The following is a 14,878-nucleotide window of genomic DNA, read 5'->3' on the forward strand; positions in this document are numbered from 1 at the left end:
GATGGAAACGCTGACGCGGTGGGTACTGTCCCACCGCCTGGTCGTTGTACTGGTGTGGGTGGCCCTGGCCGTGGCAGGCGGGGCCACCGCGGGCAGCACCATCGACAAGCTCAGTTACGAGTCACGTCTTCCCGACAAACCGGCACAGATGGCCAACGACGCCATCAACGAGCGCTTCGCCGGAACGGGCGGCAGGACCGCCCCGCTGCTGATGACCGTGACGGTGCCCCAAGGCACACGGCTGGACGAGGCTCCCCACCGCCGGCAATGGGAGGAACTGGTGCGGCGCGCCACCCCCCAGGGCGGGCGGAGCGCCTCCTACACCGGCACCGGTGACCGCTCCCTCCTGTCCGCGGACGGAAGGACCACCGTGGCGCTGCTCTACCCGCCGGCGGTTCCCGGCCAAGCACCGTACGCCGAGTCGTTGCCCGCGGTGAAGAAGGCGATCGAGAACGCCCGGATCGCCGGGGCGCCGGTCGAGCTGACCGGCCAGCCCCTGCTCTCAGGACGCGACAGCGGAGCGGCGCGCAGCCCCATCATCGAGACGCTCGTCGGCGCGGTGGGTGCCCTGGTGGTGCTCATCCTGGTCTTCACCAGCGGACTGGCGATCGTGCCGCCGCTCATGGCGGCCGTGGCCATCCCCACGACGTTCCTGCTGGTCAGACTGATCACCGCGGTGACGGACGTGTCGTTCATCGTGCAGTACCTGGTGGCGCTCATCGGCCTGGGCATCGCGATCGACTACGCCCTGCTCGTGGTGACGCGATGGCGGGAGGAACAACAAGGGCTCGACGCCGCCGACGCGGAGCAGCGCAAGGCCGCAATCGTCAGGGCCGCCGCGAGTGCCGGGCGGGCGGTCGCGCTCAGCGGCGCCACCGTGGCCATCTCCCTGGCCGCGCTCGTGGTCCTTCCCGTCCCCTTCCTGCGCAGCGTGGGATTCGCGGGCCTGCTCATCCCGCTGGTCAGCGTGGCCGTCGCGCTGACGCTCCTGCCCGTGCTGCTGTTCTCCTGGGGTCCCGGACTCGACCGGCCGCGCCGTTCCCGCCGTCCCGACAGCCCGCTGTGGACCCGCGTCGCCCGCGCCACGACCGGACGCCCGATCATCAGCGCGCTGGTCAGCGGGGCGCTGCTGATCGCACTGGCCGCACCCGCCCTGACCATCCGCCTCGGCCTACCGGACACCGAGACCCTGGGACACGGCGGCCGGCCCGCCGCGGCCTTCGCCCAGATCGTGAAGGCGGGCTTCGGCGAGGGCATCGCCCGTCCGATCGAAGTGCTCACCCAGGGGGACCCGGCGGCGACGCGGGAACGCCTGCGAAAGGTCGACGGAGTGGCGGGCACGGCGGCTCCGGCCGGCTGGTCGAACGGCGGCAGCCGGGTCATCGACGTGTGGACGGTGCGGGACCCGGCCGACGACGCCGGACGCGACGCGGTCTCCGCCGTCGTCGACACCGCCCGTTCACAGCCCGGCACCCTGGCCGGAGGCGGGCCCGCGCTGGACGCCGACTTCGTCGACGCGGTCTACGGCTCCCTGCCCGCGATCCTCGGGCTGGTCGCGCTGCTCACCTTCGTCGCCCTGGCCCGCACGCTGCGCTCGGTGCTGCTCCCCCTGAAGGCGCTGATCCTCAACGCGCTGTCCACGGCCGCCGCGTACGGGGCCGTGGTCCTGATCTGGCAGCGGGGGTACGGCAGCGAGGCGCTGTTCGGCACACCGGCCACCGGAGCGGTGACCATCTGGGTGCCCATGGCGGTCTTCGCCTTCCTCTTCGGGCTCTCCATGGACTACGAGGTGTTCATCCTGCACCGGATCCGCGAGGCCCACGTCGACCTGACCCGGCAGGGGCTGCGCCGGACCACGGTGCCCGCCGTGATCACCGGCATCAGCCGCACCGGGAGGCTGGTGACCTCGGCCGCGCTCATCCTCTTCCTGGCGTTCACGGCCCTGTCGACCATCCCCGTCACCGACGTCAAGATCTTCGCCACCGCGCTGGCGGCGGGGATCGTCATCGACGCGACGATCGTGCGCGGGCTGCTCACCCCGGCGCTCGTCGCCCTCCTCGGCCGGTACAGCTGGTGGTTCCCCCGCCCGCTGGCACGCGTGCTGATGTCCTCGGCCGACGAGCCGCATGAGATCCCGGCTCCCCGCGAGATGATCCGGAGCTAGCCGCCCCTCACCTTCCTTCGGGAGGGGTCCCGCGCGGCTTGCCGATAATTTCGCTCATGCGTGAGAGCTCCAAGTCGGAAGTCCGCCAGATCGCGGGCGCCATCGCGTTCGAGACCGTCATGCGGTACGGCGACGCCCTGGCCAGATCGCCCCATGCCGAGCAGACCATGGAGGCGACGGCGCGGCGCGTGGCCGAAGAGGTCGCCCGCGCGATCGCCGACGAGCGCGTCGCGCACGCCGAGGAGATCGTCCAGGCCGCGGAGTCGGCGGCCGGGGTCACGGCCACCGACACCGCGCAGCGGGTCGCCGAGAAGACGGCCGCGAGCGTCGCGGGCGAGTCGGCGGCCAAGACGCTCAAGGAAGCGCGCGAGTCGGCGGCCAAGACGCTGAAAGAAGCGCGCGCGGCAGCGGCGAAGGCGCTGGACGAAGCGCGCGCGGCGGTGGAGGAGGAGCTGAAGGACGCGTGGGAGGCGCTGGAGGAATCGCGCGAGGAGATCACGCGGTCCGTCGGCCGGTTCGCCCGCGACGAGGCGGCCCGCGTGGTCGCCGCGACCGTCGCCGAGACGGTGCCGCCCGTCGTCGAGGTCAGGGTGGGGGACGCCCCGGACCCGGTCCGCGTCGGCGGGCACACCCACGCGGTGTTCCCGGACGTGCTGCTCGCGCTCGGCGCCGGCTGCCACGTGCTGCTCGTGGGCCCGGCCGGCACCGGGAAGTCGATGATGGCGCAGCAGGTGGCGGAGGCGTTCGGGCAGGAGTTCCACGCCCTCTCCCTCGGCCCGACGACCCCGATGAGCAAGATCTTCGGTTACTACGACGCGCACGGCCACTACCACGCGACACCCTTCCGGCGCGCTTTCGAGCACGGCGGGCTGATGCTGCTCGACGAGCTGGACAGCGGCCATCCCGGGCTGCTGGCGGAGCTGAACCAGGCCCTGTCCATCCGGTCCTGCGCCTTCGCCGACGGCATGATCAGTGCGCACCCGGACTTCCGCATGATCGCCACCGCGAACACCTACGGCACCGGCGGCGACCGGCAGTACGTGGGCCGCCAGGCGCTGGACGCGGCGACGCTGGACCGCTTCATCATCATCGACGTCCCGGTCGACGAGGAACTGGAGGAACGCATCGCGCTCGCGCACGCGCCCGCGCAGCCCGAGGCCGCCCGGCGGGTGATCGAGGAGGTGCGGCGGCTGCGTGCGATGGCGGCGGAGAAGCGGCTGCCGGTGATGTTCTCGCCCCGGGCCAGCATCGACGCGGCCAAGCTGCTCCAGGCGGGCGCGAGTGTGGAGCAGGCCATCCGGTGGCGGGTGGCGCGGGGCATGTCGGCGGCCCACCGTTCGGCTCTGGAACTGGGAGAGGAATGAGCCAGGACGATCCCCGGTTCGGAGACACCGTCCACGCCCTGCGCACGATGTGGTCCTGGCAGGAGTTCGTGGACGAGGCCCGCGCCCCCGACAGCATCGAAGGCGGAGACGGGCGCCACTGCAGCGACGACTGGGCCGGCGCGTCGTGGGACGAGGCGCTGCAGCTGGCCAGGGACGGCTGGACCACCGTCCTCCCCGAAATGGACGCCGAGGTCGCCGAGCTGCGCGAGCGCGTCGAGGACGAGGTGCTGACGACGGCCCTTGTGCCCGCCTGGGACGTGACCGGCAGTGAGGTCGACATCGGCGCCTACCTGAGCGGCGAGCCCGAGTGCATGGTGGACGCGGTGCCGCAGCGGCTGTCGGCGCGCGGCCGCGTGGTGACGTTCCTGGTACCGGCCGGCTACACCAACACCACCCCGCACTCGGCCATCCACAACCGCGGGGTGGCACTGGCCGCGCTGTGCTCGTCGATCACCGCGTCGGGGCACAGCGTCGAGATCTGGTCGGCCTTCGGCCCCTACGTGAGCCCGACGGACCGGTTCGCGTCGGCCGCGCGGGTGATCTCGGCGGCGGAGCCGCTGGACATGGGACGGCTGATGTTCGTGATGGCGCATCCCGCGATGCTGCGCCGCCTGTGGCTCGCGGTGTGGGACAGCGCCGCGGAGCCGATCGCCGGCCGCATGCGCGACAACGATTACGGGTACCCGCCGCACGACTGCTATCCGGAGGACCTTCCAGAGGGCATCACGAATCCGTACGTCCTGCCGTACCTGTCACCCGACGACCCCCAATGGGAGACGACGGACACCGCGCTGGCATGGTGCCGGGAGATGTTCACCAGCCTGGGCCTGCTACGCGCGTGACCCGTCCCGGGGCGGTTCGGTGGCGCCGTCGAGGATCCAGGGGAGGTTGAGTTTGCGGAAGCTGATGGAGCGGTGTGAGGTCTTGGACTGATCGGTGTTCTCGTTGATCTCGACCAGCGCGCCGACGTGCGCGTCGGTGGTCTTGGCCATGCTGGAGTAGCCGCCCTCCATGTAGCCGTTCCCCTCCTGCGGGAGCGGAGCCTGGTCGAACGCGCGGCTGACGGGCCAGGTCTGTCCGCCGTCATAGCTGATGCGGAGGCGCATCCTGCCGCGGTTGTCGGTGCTGGCGGAGTTGAGGAACATCAGCCGGGGAGTCTGGGCGGTGTAGCGCAGGGTGGAGGCGTGCATCCGCGGGTCCAGCAGCCCCATGTCCGGCTCGAACCGGGTGAACCCCTCCTCGATCCCGCCCCAGGCCACCCACCGGCGCTTGGCCGTCTCCCACGTGCTCTCCCTGACGCGGTCGTTGCGGTAGAGCCGCCCGTCCGCCAGCTCGACGACACTGCTTTCGGTCGTCTTCTCCTGGACGGTCCCCGTGGCCTGGTCGGTGATGAGCCGCATCTGCCAGGTCCGGCCGCCGTCGTCGCTGTAGATGTGCCGGTGCACGGCAGGAATGATCAGCCTTCCCGGCTTGCTCACGGTGGTCTGGACGCCGGCTCCGGGGCCGACCACGTCCCAGACCCAGGCCGAGCCGTCCGCCTTGGTCCTGGGCTTGAGCCGCTCGGACATGTCGACCGGGTCGCTCCAGGTCCTGCCGTCGTCTTCGCTGCCGGACAGGAACACCTTGCGGTGCTCCCACTTGGAGATCTTCTTGGTGCCGTCCTCCCCGCGCTGGCTGTAGCCCTCCGGCATCCAGGTCATGAACAGCCAGATCTTCCCCGTGAGCTGGTCGGCGACCGGGGTCGGGTTGCCCCATTTGCCCTGGCCGACTCCGACGACCTGGAGCAGCCCCGACCAGGTGGCGCCCTGGTCGGTGGAACGCTTGTAGACCACGTTGATGTTGCCGTGGTCACGGTTGCCGCTCACCCGCCCCTCGGCGAACGCCAACAGCGTGCCCGCCTTGGTACGGGTCAGCGACGGGACGCGGAAGGAGTGGTACTCGACACCGTTGAGACTCTCGTCGCCGCCGTTGAAGAGCACTTCCCGAGAATGGGCCTGCGCCGCCGCCTGCACCGCGGCACCCGGCGCCTGGCCCACCATGATGATCAGGCCGCCCGCCAGAACCGCGGCCCCGGCGATCCCCATCGTCCGTCGCCCCACCATTCCGCTCCCCGTCATTGTGCTCTTCCCCGGCCGCAGGAATATCGGGTTCGCCTCATCCTCGACCTGGAGTCGTCCGCTCTCTGGATCGCATCTTTGTCGTCGCCCGATTTGGCGTCTGAACCGATGTCCGTGCGGTCGCCGCGGCAGCATGTCAGACGGTTGTCCCCCTGCATATAACGCATTCGCGCACCCCCTGAACGCAAGCTATTGGGTGCTGTTCGCCGGCGCCAGATCACGGACGCACATCTTCGCGATCATCACGATGCGCCGATGCCCGGCCCGGTGCCGTGATGCACACCGGGCCGCGGCAGTGGGCGTCACCGGTGCACAAGACGGCCGCGACGGTTCACCGCGGGACACCGCTGAGACCGCCCTTATGCACGGAGCCGGTCCACTGTGCACCCGGCACCCCGCTGTGACGAGGAAATTGTGCGCTTGGGACCTAGTGCCGACATGAGGAGGTGGATAGCTTGCGGGTATTGATCGGCTTCTCCGGGACGTCGTTTTCGACATCGGCGCCCGTGCTTCACGGACGGGTCACGTGGCTGCCTTTGGTGAGGTCCAGGTGGCGGGTAGGGCGGGGCGGCGGGTGCCGGCGTAGAGCGCGAAGGCGAGGGGGCGCACGCCGCCGAGCACATGCTCGTCCGGTGTGACCTGCTGGTCCAGGCCGGCGACCAGTTCGTGTTGCAGGAGCGGGACGGCGGCTCGCACATGGTTGCGGACGGTGATCGGTGAGATGTTCAACGCGCCGGCGGTCGTTTCGGCGTGCGCGTTGTTGTCCAGCCATGCGGTCAGCGTGCGCAGGAGGTCGCGGCGGTCGGCTTCGAGGGGCTGGAGGAACGCTTGGGCCCAGGACCGCACGCGGGGCGTCGACAGCATCGCGGTGAAGTCGGCGGTGAGATCGGCGGAGGCCTCCCGGTGGCCGTAGCTGAAGACGATCTTCAGGGCGGCGGAGACGACCACCTGGTGCAGCAGGCGGGTGCGGTCGAGCCCCAGCAGGCCGAAGGCGTGGTCGATGCGGTGCCTGATGGTGTTGCGGTGGACGCCCAGGATGCGCCCGGCGGCCTTGTGCTGGAAATCCAGCCCCAGGTCGAGGGTGCGCAGCAGCTGGTCGCGTTGTGTCACGGGCAGGGCCAGCAGCGGGTGCAGGAGTGCCGCGGCCCAGCGCCGTGCGGAGTCGACGGGCAGGACCTCGACGAGGTCGGTCTGCGCCTGGGCGAGCGCCACGCGGTCGGGGGCGTGCCGCGCCAGGGTCAGCGCGTCGGACGCTTCGGTGTAGGCGTCGGCGATGGTGTCGAGCGGATGCGCCCGGCTGCATCCCATCCGGTGCTGGGGCAGGGTGGCGACGATCTTTCGCAGCCCGTCGCGCACGTCGTGCGATCCGTCGTCGGCGGCCACGATGATCAGATGGTTGAACGCCGGGCACCTGACCATCATCGCCCGGTCGTCGAGCGCGTTCTCGCACTGTTCGGCGGTCGGCTCCCGGTCGGCGCCGGCGCAGTCGAGCAGATGGACGCGCACCCGCTCGGCCGCCAGCAGCCGCGGCGCCAGCCCGGACAGCACCCGCCGGGCGGCCACCACCTCGCCCGTCATGAGCAGTTGGAAGGCCCCGAGGCGGACGCCGTGCTCGGCCACGCTCAGTTCGCGCTGCCGGACGGCGGCCTGATCGATCAACCCGAGCACCCGGGCCGCGTGCTCCACCAGGTCGTCATCGTCGGAGCGGAGGGGGCGGCCGCTGTGCAGTGCGAGCACCGCCGGCCGCGCACCGGCGAGCGCGGTGACCCGTGTGTGCGCTCCCATCTCCGCCGCGGCGGCGTGCCTGGCCAGCAGGGGTGCCAGCGTGGCGGGCGCGGTCTGCGGGCAGGCGGCGAGGATGCCCCGTTCCGGATCGCTGACCAGGACCTCGGCGTCCACGGTCGCCGCCAGCCACTCGGCCACCCGCTGCAGGGCACCCGGGTCGCTCGACCGGGAGGGAAGGCGCTCCAGCAGGGCGGTGAGCCGCTCTGCGTACCAACCGGCGCGATAGGCGCGCAGGCGCGGCGCCAGGTGGCCCCATTCGTCGATCGTCCTGGTCGTGGTCAGCAAGGGCACGTTCAGGCGGGCGGCGCGACTGCGCAGCCACACCGGAATCGCCTGCCCGTCCTGCCGGTCCGCGACCAGGGCGAGTCCCGCGGCCTTCTGCCGCGCGAGATCGTTCAGCAGATCCTCGACCATCGGATTCCCCGCCAGCCGCTCGGGACGCCTCGGCAGCCCGGTCACCACGAGCGCGTCCGTGCGGTCGCCCGGCTTGCAGGGATGGGCGGGGTGGTGCATCACGCCGACCGCTTTCACCACCCGGTCCTTGGCGGCGTGGTCGCCCACCACGAGTCGAAGAGAAAAGTCCGGCTCCTTGCAGAGCTCACCCAGCGTCGGCACCTCTCGCTGCTCCTCCCTTGGCACAGGGATTCCGACACGTGTTCGGAAGGACACTTCGGTCGTCCGGTCGAGCGGGGACTTTCTTTTCGCCGGCGAATGCTCCTCACCCGAGATGGTCCTCGACGCGCGCCCACCGCGGCGGACACGCGCGCCCCCAGTTTGTTTGCTGTAGATAGTATGTCTATCACACTAAAGTGGAGGTGATCACCTGTCATGGGTGCGGAGGACGTTGCTCCCGAACTGGTCCGGCTGTGGCGGCTGCCGGCCGGGTCACGGATGGGACGTCCGGCCGAACTGGACGTCGAACGGGTCGTGCGCGCGGCGGTGGCCCTGGCCGACGAGGGCGGGCTGGCGAAAGCCACCCTTCCCAAGGTCGCCGAGGCGCTCGGGTACACCACGATGTCGCTCTACCGGCATGTGGGCTCCAAGGACGAACTGCTCTCCCTGATGCGGGACCAGGCGCTCGGCCCCGCGCCGGCGCCGCGAGCCGACGGCCTTGAGTGGCGCGCCGGGCTGCGGGAGTGGGCGCTGGCGCAGGCCGCGATCTACTGGCGGCATCCATGGCTGGTGCGGTTGCCGATCTCGTCACCGCCCCGCGGCCCCAACGAGATCACCTGGCTGGACGCCGGTCTGCGGATCCTGCGCGAAACCGGCCTCGACTGGCCGCGGAAGCTGGGCGTCATCGGCCTGCTGGCCGGTCAGGTGCGCAGCGCCTGCCAGCAGGCGTTGGACCTGGCCGACGGCAGGCGGGACGGCGGCCTCGACCAGCACCGGGCCGAGCAGGACTACGGGCGGACGATGGCCCGGCTGGTCGACGCGGTCCGCTGCCCCGAAGCGGCGGCCATGTTCGCCTCGGGGCTGTTCGAGCCGCCTCCCGTCCAGGAGACGGACGAACCGATCGACGCCGACTTCACCTTCGGTCTTGACCTGATCCTCGACGGCGTCGCGACCATGATGGCTACGAAACCTGCGGGCGACCGGGGAGGAGGCGGTGCGCGGCCATGAGTTCCAGGGTCCTGGTGGCGGTGTCGTGGGGAGCGCCGTCCGGCAGCAGGCGCAGTTGTACGTGGGTGACGCCCCAACCGCGGTACCGCTCCAGTTGCCGGGCCACGGTCTCCGGTGAGCCGACGAGCCAGGGGGACGGGTCGCCGGCGTCCGCGCCGATGTTCCACAGCCCGCGGGAATGGTAGTAGTCCCGGACGCGGCCGAAGGCCCGCTCCGCCTGGTCGAGGGCCGCGGCGGGGTCCTCGGCGACCAGGCAGAGCCGGTTGACCGCGATCGACGGTGATCGTCCCTCCGGCAGGTGGGCCAGGTAGCGGGCGCACTGCTCCGACAGCAGCCGATCGGAGTAGTTGGTGGCGGCGTAGTAGCCGTCCGCCGACCGCGCGGCGCGCCGGGCGGCGGCATCGCCCTGGCCGCCGACCAGCAGCTCGGGGCCGCCCGGCCGGTACGGGGCGGGGACGGCCGGCCTGGTGGTGGACGCCGCCCACGCCTCGCGCAGTTCGGTGAGCAGCCGGTCGATCATCGTCCCGCCCGGCTGGTCGGGGCCGCCGAGGGTGCCGCGGAGGCCCGGGGCGCCCAGGCCGATGCCGAGGGTCAGCCGGCCCGCGCTGATCTGGTCGACGAGCGCCGCCTCGTACGCCAGCCGCGCGGGGTCGTACGCGCGGGCGAGGAGCACGCCGGTGCCGAGCCGCAGCGGGGTGCGGGCCGCCAGATGGGACAGCGTGATCAGCGGGGACGGCAGGTGGAACGACTGCGGGGACGAGTGGTAGCTCTCGCCCAGCCAGACCGATTCGACGCCCGCGGCCTCGGCGTGGGACAGCAGGTCCTCGGCCGCCGCCAGCTGCGGCGGCAGCGGCCGGGTGGACCCGAGGTCGACGGCGACCCCGAACGCCAGTGAACCCACGTCCATGTCAGTACCCGGCGTCGGCGAGCGCGAACTGTGGGAGCGCCTCGCCCTCGTCGGTCCTCTCGATGATCGTGACCACCCGCGCGCCGATCCGGACGGATTCGAGGTCGTCGGTGACGACCCGTCCCATGGCCCGGGTGCCCTCGTCCAGATCCACCAGGGCGACCGCGTAGGGGGCCAGCTCGGCGAATCCGGCGGGCGGGCGGTGGACGACCGTGAAGCTGTAGATGCTGCCGCGCCCGCTGACGGGAGCCTGCTCGACGGGGCCGCCGCAGGCGACGCACAGGAGCCGCGGGTAGAACTGCACGGAACCGCAGTCGGAGCACCGCTGGACGCTGCGCGTCCCATGCTCGCGCACCAGTTCCCAGTACGCCTCCGCGTCCGGGGTGACCTTGGGCTGTGGACGCTCGATCATGTTTCCTCCCGGCGCAGGATCGCGGTGGACGCGGTGGACAGCTGCCCGCCCGTGCCGTGGCACAGCGCGACGCGCGGCGATCCGGCCTGGCGGTTCCCGGTCTCGCCGCGCAGCTGGCGCACCGCCTCGATGATCAGGAAGATGCCGAACATGCCCGGATGGCAGTACGACAGGCCGCCGCCGCTGGTGTTCAGCGGGAAGTCCCCGCCGGGGCGGATCCGGCCGTCCGCCACGAAGGCCGCGGCCTCGCCCTTTCCGCACAGGCCCAGGTCTTCCAGGCTCAGCAGCACGGTGATGGTGAAGGAGTCGTAGATCTGCGCGATGTCGATGTCGGAGGGGCCGAGCCCGGCGCGCGTGTAGGCCAGCCGGCCGCTCTCCCGCGCGGCGGTGTCGGTGATCTCGGCCGCGTTGCCGATCGACTCGTGCGACTGCGCGTAGCCCGTCCCGCTGATCAGCACGGGATCGGCGCGCAGGTCCCGGGCCCGTTCCGCGGAGGTCATGACGACGGCGCCGCCGCCGTCGGTGACCAGGCAGCAGTCGAGCCCGCGCAGCGGGGTGCTGATCATCGGGGAGGCCAGCACGTCGTCGACGGTCAGGTCCTTCGTGCGGACCGCCTTGGGGTTGAGCTGGGCCCACTGCCGTGCCGCGACCGCGACCTCGGCGAGGTCGGCGGAGCCGGCCCCGTACAGGTGCATGTACCGCTGGGCCGCCAGGGCGTATCCGCCGAGGGGCAGCGGGAGCCCGTAGGGGACCTCGAACTGGTAGCCGAACTCGGCCGGCCGGCCGCCGAGCGCGCGGGTCTTGCTGGAGTACTGCGTCGACCCGTACGTGATCAGGACGGTCTCGCAGAGCCCGCATTCGATCGCCGCCGCGGCCCGTTCCATGGCGGCGATGAAGCCCGAGCCGCCGATGTTGGTGTCGTCCACGTACCGGGGCCGCAGGCCGAGGTATTCGGCGGCGCTGACGGCCTGCCGCTCGGTGTAGGGGTAGCCGGACGTCATGAAGCCGTCCACGTCGGCGGGCCGCAGCCCGGCGTCCCGCAGCGCCGCCGTCATCGCCTGCTGCTGCAGGGAGAAGACGGTGTGCCCGGGGGTCTTGCCGATGTCGCTCTCGGCCACGCCGACGATGGCGGTCCGGTCCCGGAGGCCGGGGGATGTCATGCCCGCTCCTTGGTGAGGGCCACGCGCACGGGCCCGTCGGTGTTGCTCAGCACGTCCTGGGCGGTCACTCCCGGGGCCAGTTCGGTGAGGACGAACTCGCCGCCGGTGATGTCCAGGACGCCGAGATCGGTGATCACGCGGTCGGCGACGGCCCGGCCGGTCAGCGGCATCGTGCAGCCGGACACCAGCTTGGGCCGCCCGTGCTTGTCGGTGTGCGTGGTGAGGATCAGCACCCGGCGGGCCCCGGCGACCAGGTCCATCGCCCCGCCCATGCCCTTGACCAGGCTGCCGGGAACGGTCCAGTTCGCCAGGTCGCCGTTGGCGGCGACCTGCATCGCGCCGAGGATGGCCAGGTCGATGTGCCCGCCGCGGATCATCGCGAACGAGTGGGCCGAGTCGAAGCACGCCGCGTTCGAGGCGAGCGTGACGGTCTCCTTGCCGGCGTTGACCAGGTCCGGGTCGGCCTCGCCGGGCAGGGGGTAGGGGCCGACGCCGAGCAGCCCGTTCTCGCTGTGCAGCACAATGCCCGCGCCGTCGGGGAGGTGGTTGGCCACCAGGGTGGGCAGCCCGATGCCGAGGTTGACGTACTGGCCGTCGCTGGCCTCCGCCGCCGCGCGGCGGGCGATGTCGTCTCTGGTCCACGCCATGGTGCGGTCACGCCTCCCGGGTTGTGATCTTCTCGACGGGCTTGTCGGGGCGCTGCGCGGTGGTGAGCCGCTGGACGAAGATCCCCGGGGTGTGCACCTGATCGGGATCGAGCCCGTCCACCAGGTTCTCGGTCTCGGCGATCGTGACCGCGCCCGCCATCGCCGCCAGCGGGTTGAAGTTGCGGGCGGTGAGGCGGTAGCGCAGGTTGCCCGCCCGGTCGGCCTGGTGCGCCCGGACGAGCGCGAAGTCCGCGCGCAGCGCGCGTTCGAGCACGTGCGGGCGGCCGTCGAAGTCGCGGGTCTCCTTCGGCTCGCTGACCTCGGCGACGGACCCGTCGGGCGCGTACCGCAGCGGCAGGCCGCCCTCGCTCACCTGCGTCCCGGCGCCGGTCGGGGTGTAGAACGCGGCGATGCCGGCGCCGCCGGCGCGCAGCCGCTCGGCGAGCGTGCCCTGCGGGGTGAGGTCGATCTCGATCTCGCCGGCCAGGACCTGCCGGGCGAACTCCTTGTTCTGCCCGATGAAGGAGCAGGTGACCTTGCGCAGCCGGCCCGCGGCCAGCAGCAGGCCCAGCGCCTGGCCGTCGATGCCGCAGTTGTTGGCGATGACGTGCAGGTCGCGGGCGCCCTGGTCGAGCAGGGCGTCGATCAGTTCGAACGGGGTTCCGCAGATCCCGAACCCGCCTACGGCGATCGTGGCGCCGTCGGGGATGTCGGCGATGGCCGCGTCCCCGGTCGTCAGGTCCGTGCCCACGTGGCCCTCCTTTGTGTGTTGCGGTGCGCTGTGTCGCGGTCGGTCATGACAGGGGGCCGCCCATCTTCACGGTCAGCTGCCGGGCGGTGTCCAGCAGCAGCCGCAGCTGCGGCGACTCGGGCTCCAGCGACATCGCCTGGACGGTGTTGAGCAGCGCCAGGGAGGCGCACAGCCCGTGCTCGTCGTAGATCGGGGCGGCCAGGACGGCGATGCCGCGGCCGTTGTCGACGGCGGAGTACCCGCCGGCCCGTACCCGCTCCAGCTGTTCGCGGAGGCGGGTCTGCGCCTCGGCCGGCCAGGTGGCGATCAGGCGTTCGGCCTGGAGCTGGTCCCGGTGGAAGGCCAGGAACACCGCGGCCTGCGCGGTGCCCAGGTCCAGTTGGGTGCCGACCTTGACCCGGACGGAGACGGTGCCCGCGACGTCCTCCTCGACCCTCGACACGACCGGGCCGGACGAGCCCCAGAGGCTGAGCACCGCCGTGGACCGGGCGCCGGCGGCCAGTTCGCTCATGTGCGGCGGCGCGAGGTCGAGGATCTCCCGGCGGGACAGCGCGAAGACGCCGAGCTGCAGGGCGAGCGGGCCCGGTGCGAAGGTGCCCTCGCCGCGGCGTTCCAGCAGTCCGGCCGAGGCCAGCGAGGTGCAGTAGCGGTAGGTGGTGGTGCGGTTGAGTCCGATGGCCGCGGCGGCTCCCGCCGCCGTGATCTCGGGGGTGCCCGGGCTGAAGAGCGCGAGGATCTGGGCCGCCCGGGCGACCGCCTGGATGTCGGCGGGCTGCCCTCCGGAGACATCGGTGTCAGGTCGAGACACCTGGCAAACCTCCATGTTCACGATATGAACTTGATGTTCAGAACTCTAGCGAATCTGGAGCAAGATTTCCAAGCGACCAGGCATGACCCGATGGACTCGATTGAAGCATCCGCGAAACTTGTTCGCAATGGGACCTTGACATTCACGATACGAACAGCGCAGAGTGTCCGGGGCCGAGCGCAATGACCTCGGTCACGTAAGCCACAACCACGGGAGCAGCACACATGGCGTCACCGCCCCCCGCAGCGGAGGTCCTCACCGGTCTGGTCGACCTGCACTGCCACTCGGGTCCCAACCCGTTCGCCCGGGAGTTCGACCACGCCGAGGGCGCCAAGGACGGCGAGCGCCTCCAGATGCGCGCGATGCTGGTGAAGTCGCACCACCACAACACGGTGATGGACGTGCTCGCCATGCGGGACCGGCTCGCCACGATCCGCACCGAGGTGTTCGGCGGCATCGCGCTCAACGCCCAGGTGGGCGGCATCAACCCCTACGCGGTCGCGATGTGCCTGCGGATGGGCGGCAAGGCCGTGTGGTTCCCGACCTTCTCGTCCCAGCGGCACATCGACGCGCACCCCGAGGGCGGCGGCTTCCCCGTCGCGACGGTGGAACTGCCGTCCCGGATCGTGCCCATGTGCACCGAGGACGGCAAGCTCGTCCCCGAGGCCCACGAGGTGCTCGACCTGGTCCAGGAGACCGAGACCATCGTCTCGGGCGGGCACGGGCACCCCGACCACATCCGCGAGCTGTTCACCCAGGCCAAGGCCCGCGGCATCGAGCGCATGCTGATCAACCACCCGGACTTCGTGATCGGCGCCGACCCGGCCCTGTGCAGGGAGTTCACCGCGATGGGCGCGTTCGTCGAACACGAGGTCGGCATGTACGATCCGCTCGGCAACAAGAAGTGGGACCCGGCGAACCTCCTCAACTGGATCCGCGAGATCGGGCCGGAGCACACGGTCATCGCCTCCGACCTCGGCCAGAAGGGCCGGCCCATGCCGGTCGACGCCTTCCTGCGCGTCGGCCAGGCGCTGCTGGACCTCGGGCTGCCCGCGGCCGACCTGCGGCGCATGGTCCGCGACAACCCCTCGTTCCTGCTGCGCCTCCCCGACTGAGGAGATC

General features: G+C 71.5%; 13 protein-coding genes. 5 read left to right on the forward strand and 8 right to left on the reverse strand.

Features of this window, described 5'->3' with window-relative positions:
* Position 1 precedes the first annotated feature (1 nt).
* Genes ABD340_RS01230 through ABD340_RS01240 form a run of 3 tightly spaced genes read left to right on the forward strand, consistent with a single transcriptional unit; the run spans position 2 to position 4,391 of the window.
* A complete protein-coding gene (locus ABD340_RS01230; protein ID WP_344586383.1) occupies positions 2-2,164 on the forward strand; it encodes an MMPL family transporter in 2,163 nt (720 codons plus the stop codon).
* 56 nt (positions 2,165-2,220) lie between these two features.
* A complete protein-coding gene (locus ABD340_RS01235) occupies positions 2,221-3,528 on the forward strand; it encodes an AAA family ATPase (protein ID WP_344586384.1) in 1,308 nt (435 codons plus the stop codon).
* Positions 3,525-4,391 carry a DUF7192 family protein gene (locus tag ABD340_RS01240; protein ID WP_344586385.1) on the forward strand — a complete coding sequence of 289 codons (867 nt, stop codon included), beginning with the start codon at positions 3,525-3,527 and terminating at the stop codon, positions 4,389-4,391. Before ABD340_RS01235 ends, ABD340_RS01240 begins: the two co-directional genes overlap by 4 nt.
* Here the strand turns inward: ABD340_RS01240 and ABD340_RS01245 are convergent.
* Both ABD340_RS01245 and ABD340_RS01250 read right to left on the reverse strand, forming a co-directional pair.
* The gene (locus ABD340_RS01245) at positions 4,380-5,651 is read right to left on the reverse strand and encodes a sialidase family protein (RefSeq protein ID WP_344586386.1); all 1,272 of its coding nucleotides are present in this window, start codon (positions 5,649-5,651) and stop codon (positions 4,380-4,382) included. The two genes, ABD340_RS01240 and ABD340_RS01245, sit on opposite strands and share 12 nt — an antisense overlap.
* Positions 5,652-6,188: 537 nt before the next feature.
* On the reverse strand, positions 6,189-8,066 hold the full coding sequence (locus tag ABD340_RS01250) for a helix-turn-helix domain-containing protein (protein ID WP_344586387.1): 1,878 nt from the start codon (positions 8,064-8,066) through the stop codon (positions 6,189-6,191).
* 213 nt (positions 8,067-8,279) lie between these two features.
* Between ABD340_RS01250 and ABD340_RS01255 the strand changes: the two genes are divergently transcribed.
* Complete coding sequence (locus ABD340_RS01255; RefSeq protein WP_344586388.1) at positions 8,280-9,071, forward strand: TetR/AcrR family transcriptional regulator; 792 nt, start codon at positions 8,280-8,282, stop codon at positions 9,069-9,071.
* Here ABD340_RS01255 and ABD340_RS01260 read toward each other — a convergent pair.
* The 6 genes from ABD340_RS01260 to ABD340_RS01285 are packed head-to-tail and all read right to left on the reverse strand — an operon-like array spanning position 9,025 to position 13,756.
* A complete protein-coding gene (locus ABD340_RS01260) occupies positions 9,025-9,978 on the reverse strand; it encodes an LLM class flavin-dependent oxidoreductase (RefSeq protein ID WP_344586389.1) in 954 nt (317 codons plus the stop codon). The genes ABD340_RS01255 and ABD340_RS01260 overlap by 47 nt on opposite strands.
* 1 nt (position 9,979) lies before the next feature.
* Positions 9,980-10,390 carry a Zn-ribbon domain-containing OB-fold protein gene (locus ABD340_RS01265; RefSeq protein ID WP_344586390.1) on the reverse strand — a complete coding sequence of 137 codons (411 nt, stop codon included), beginning with the start codon at positions 10,388-10,390 and terminating at the stop codon, positions 9,980-9,982.
* On the reverse strand, positions 10,387-11,550 hold the full coding sequence (locus ABD340_RS01270; RefSeq protein ID WP_344586391.1) for an acetyl-CoA acetyltransferase: 1,164 nt from the start codon (positions 11,548-11,550) through the stop codon (positions 10,387-10,389). The genes ABD340_RS01265 and ABD340_RS01270 overlap by 4 nt, the downstream gene beginning before the upstream one ends.
* The gene (locus ABD340_RS01275; RefSeq protein ID WP_344586392.1) at positions 11,547-12,197 is read right to left on the reverse strand and encodes a 3-oxoacid CoA-transferase subunit B; all 651 of its coding nucleotides are present in this window, start codon (positions 12,195-12,197) and stop codon (positions 11,547-11,549) included. Before ABD340_RS01275 ends, ABD340_RS01270 begins: the two co-directional genes overlap by 4 nt.
* Positions 12,198-12,204: 7 nt before the next feature.
* Complete coding sequence (locus ABD340_RS01280) at positions 12,205-12,948, reverse strand: CoA transferase subunit A (protein WP_344586393.1); 744 nt, start codon at positions 12,946-12,948, stop codon at positions 12,205-12,207.
* A gap of 43 nt (positions 12,949-12,991) precedes the next feature.
* Entirely contained in the window at positions 12,992-13,756 is a 765-nt protein-coding gene (locus tag ABD340_RS01285) for an IclR family transcriptional regulator (protein WP_344586394.1), read from the reverse strand.
* Positions 13,757-13,980: 224 nt separating this feature from the next.
* Here ABD340_RS01285 and ABD340_RS01290 point away from each other — a divergent pair, with 224 nt between their 5' ends.
* Positions 13,981-14,871, forward strand: coding sequence for a DUF6282 family protein (locus ABD340_RS01290; RefSeq protein WP_344586395.1), 891 nt, complete (start codon positions 13,981-13,983; stop codon positions 14,869-14,871).
* The last annotated feature ends 7 nt before the right edge of the window (positions 14,872-14,878 follow it).

Origin of the sequence: Actinomadura vinacea (assembly GCF_039532545.1) — a bacterium.
GTDB lineage: Bacteria > Actinomycetota > Actinomycetes > Streptosporangiales > Streptosporangiaceae > Spirillospora > Spirillospora vinacea.

Bases quoted from the DNA above. Each gene is read 5' to 3' on its own strand.
- ABD340_RS01260 (WP_344586389.1), bottom strand. From the start codon at position 9,978: ATGGACGTGGGTTCACTGGCGTTCGGGGTCGCCGTCGACCTCGGGTCC.
- ABD340_RS01240 (WP_344586385.1), top strand. From the start codon at position 3,525: ATGAGCCAGGACGATCCCCGGTTCGGAGACACCGTCCACGCCCTGCGC.
- ABD340_RS01245 (WP_344586386.1), bottom strand. From the start codon at position 5,651: ATGGTGGGGCGACGGACGATGGGGATCGCCGGGGCCGCGGTTCTGGCG.
- ABD340_RS01270 (WP_344586391.1), bottom strand. From the start codon at position 11,550: ATGACATCCCCCGGCCTCCGGGACCGGACCGCCATCGTCGGCGTGGCC.
- ABD340_RS01255 (WP_344586388.1), top strand. From the start codon at position 8,280: ATGGGTGCGGAGGACGTTGCTCCCGAACTGGTCCGGCTGTGGCGGCTG.
- ABD340_RS01275 (WP_344586392.1), bottom strand. From the start codon at position 12,197: ATGGCGTGGACCAGAGACGACATCGCCCGCCGCGCGGCGGCGGAGGCC.
- ABD340_RS01230 (WP_344586383.1), top strand. From the start codon at position 2: ATGGAAACGCTGACGCGGTGGGTACTGTCCCACCGCCTGGTCGTTGTA.
- ABD340_RS01290 (WP_344586395.1), top strand. From the start codon at position 13,981: ATGGCGTCACCGCCCCCCGCAGCGGAGGTCCTCACCGGTCTGGTCGAC.
- ABD340_RS01265 (WP_344586390.1), bottom strand. From the start codon at position 10,390: ATGATCGAGCGTCCACAGCCCAAGGTCACCCCGGACGCGGAGGCGTAC.
- ABD340_RS01235 (WP_344586384.1), top strand. From the start codon at position 2,221: ATGCGTGAGAGCTCCAAGTCGGAAGTCCGCCAGATCGCGGGCGCCATC.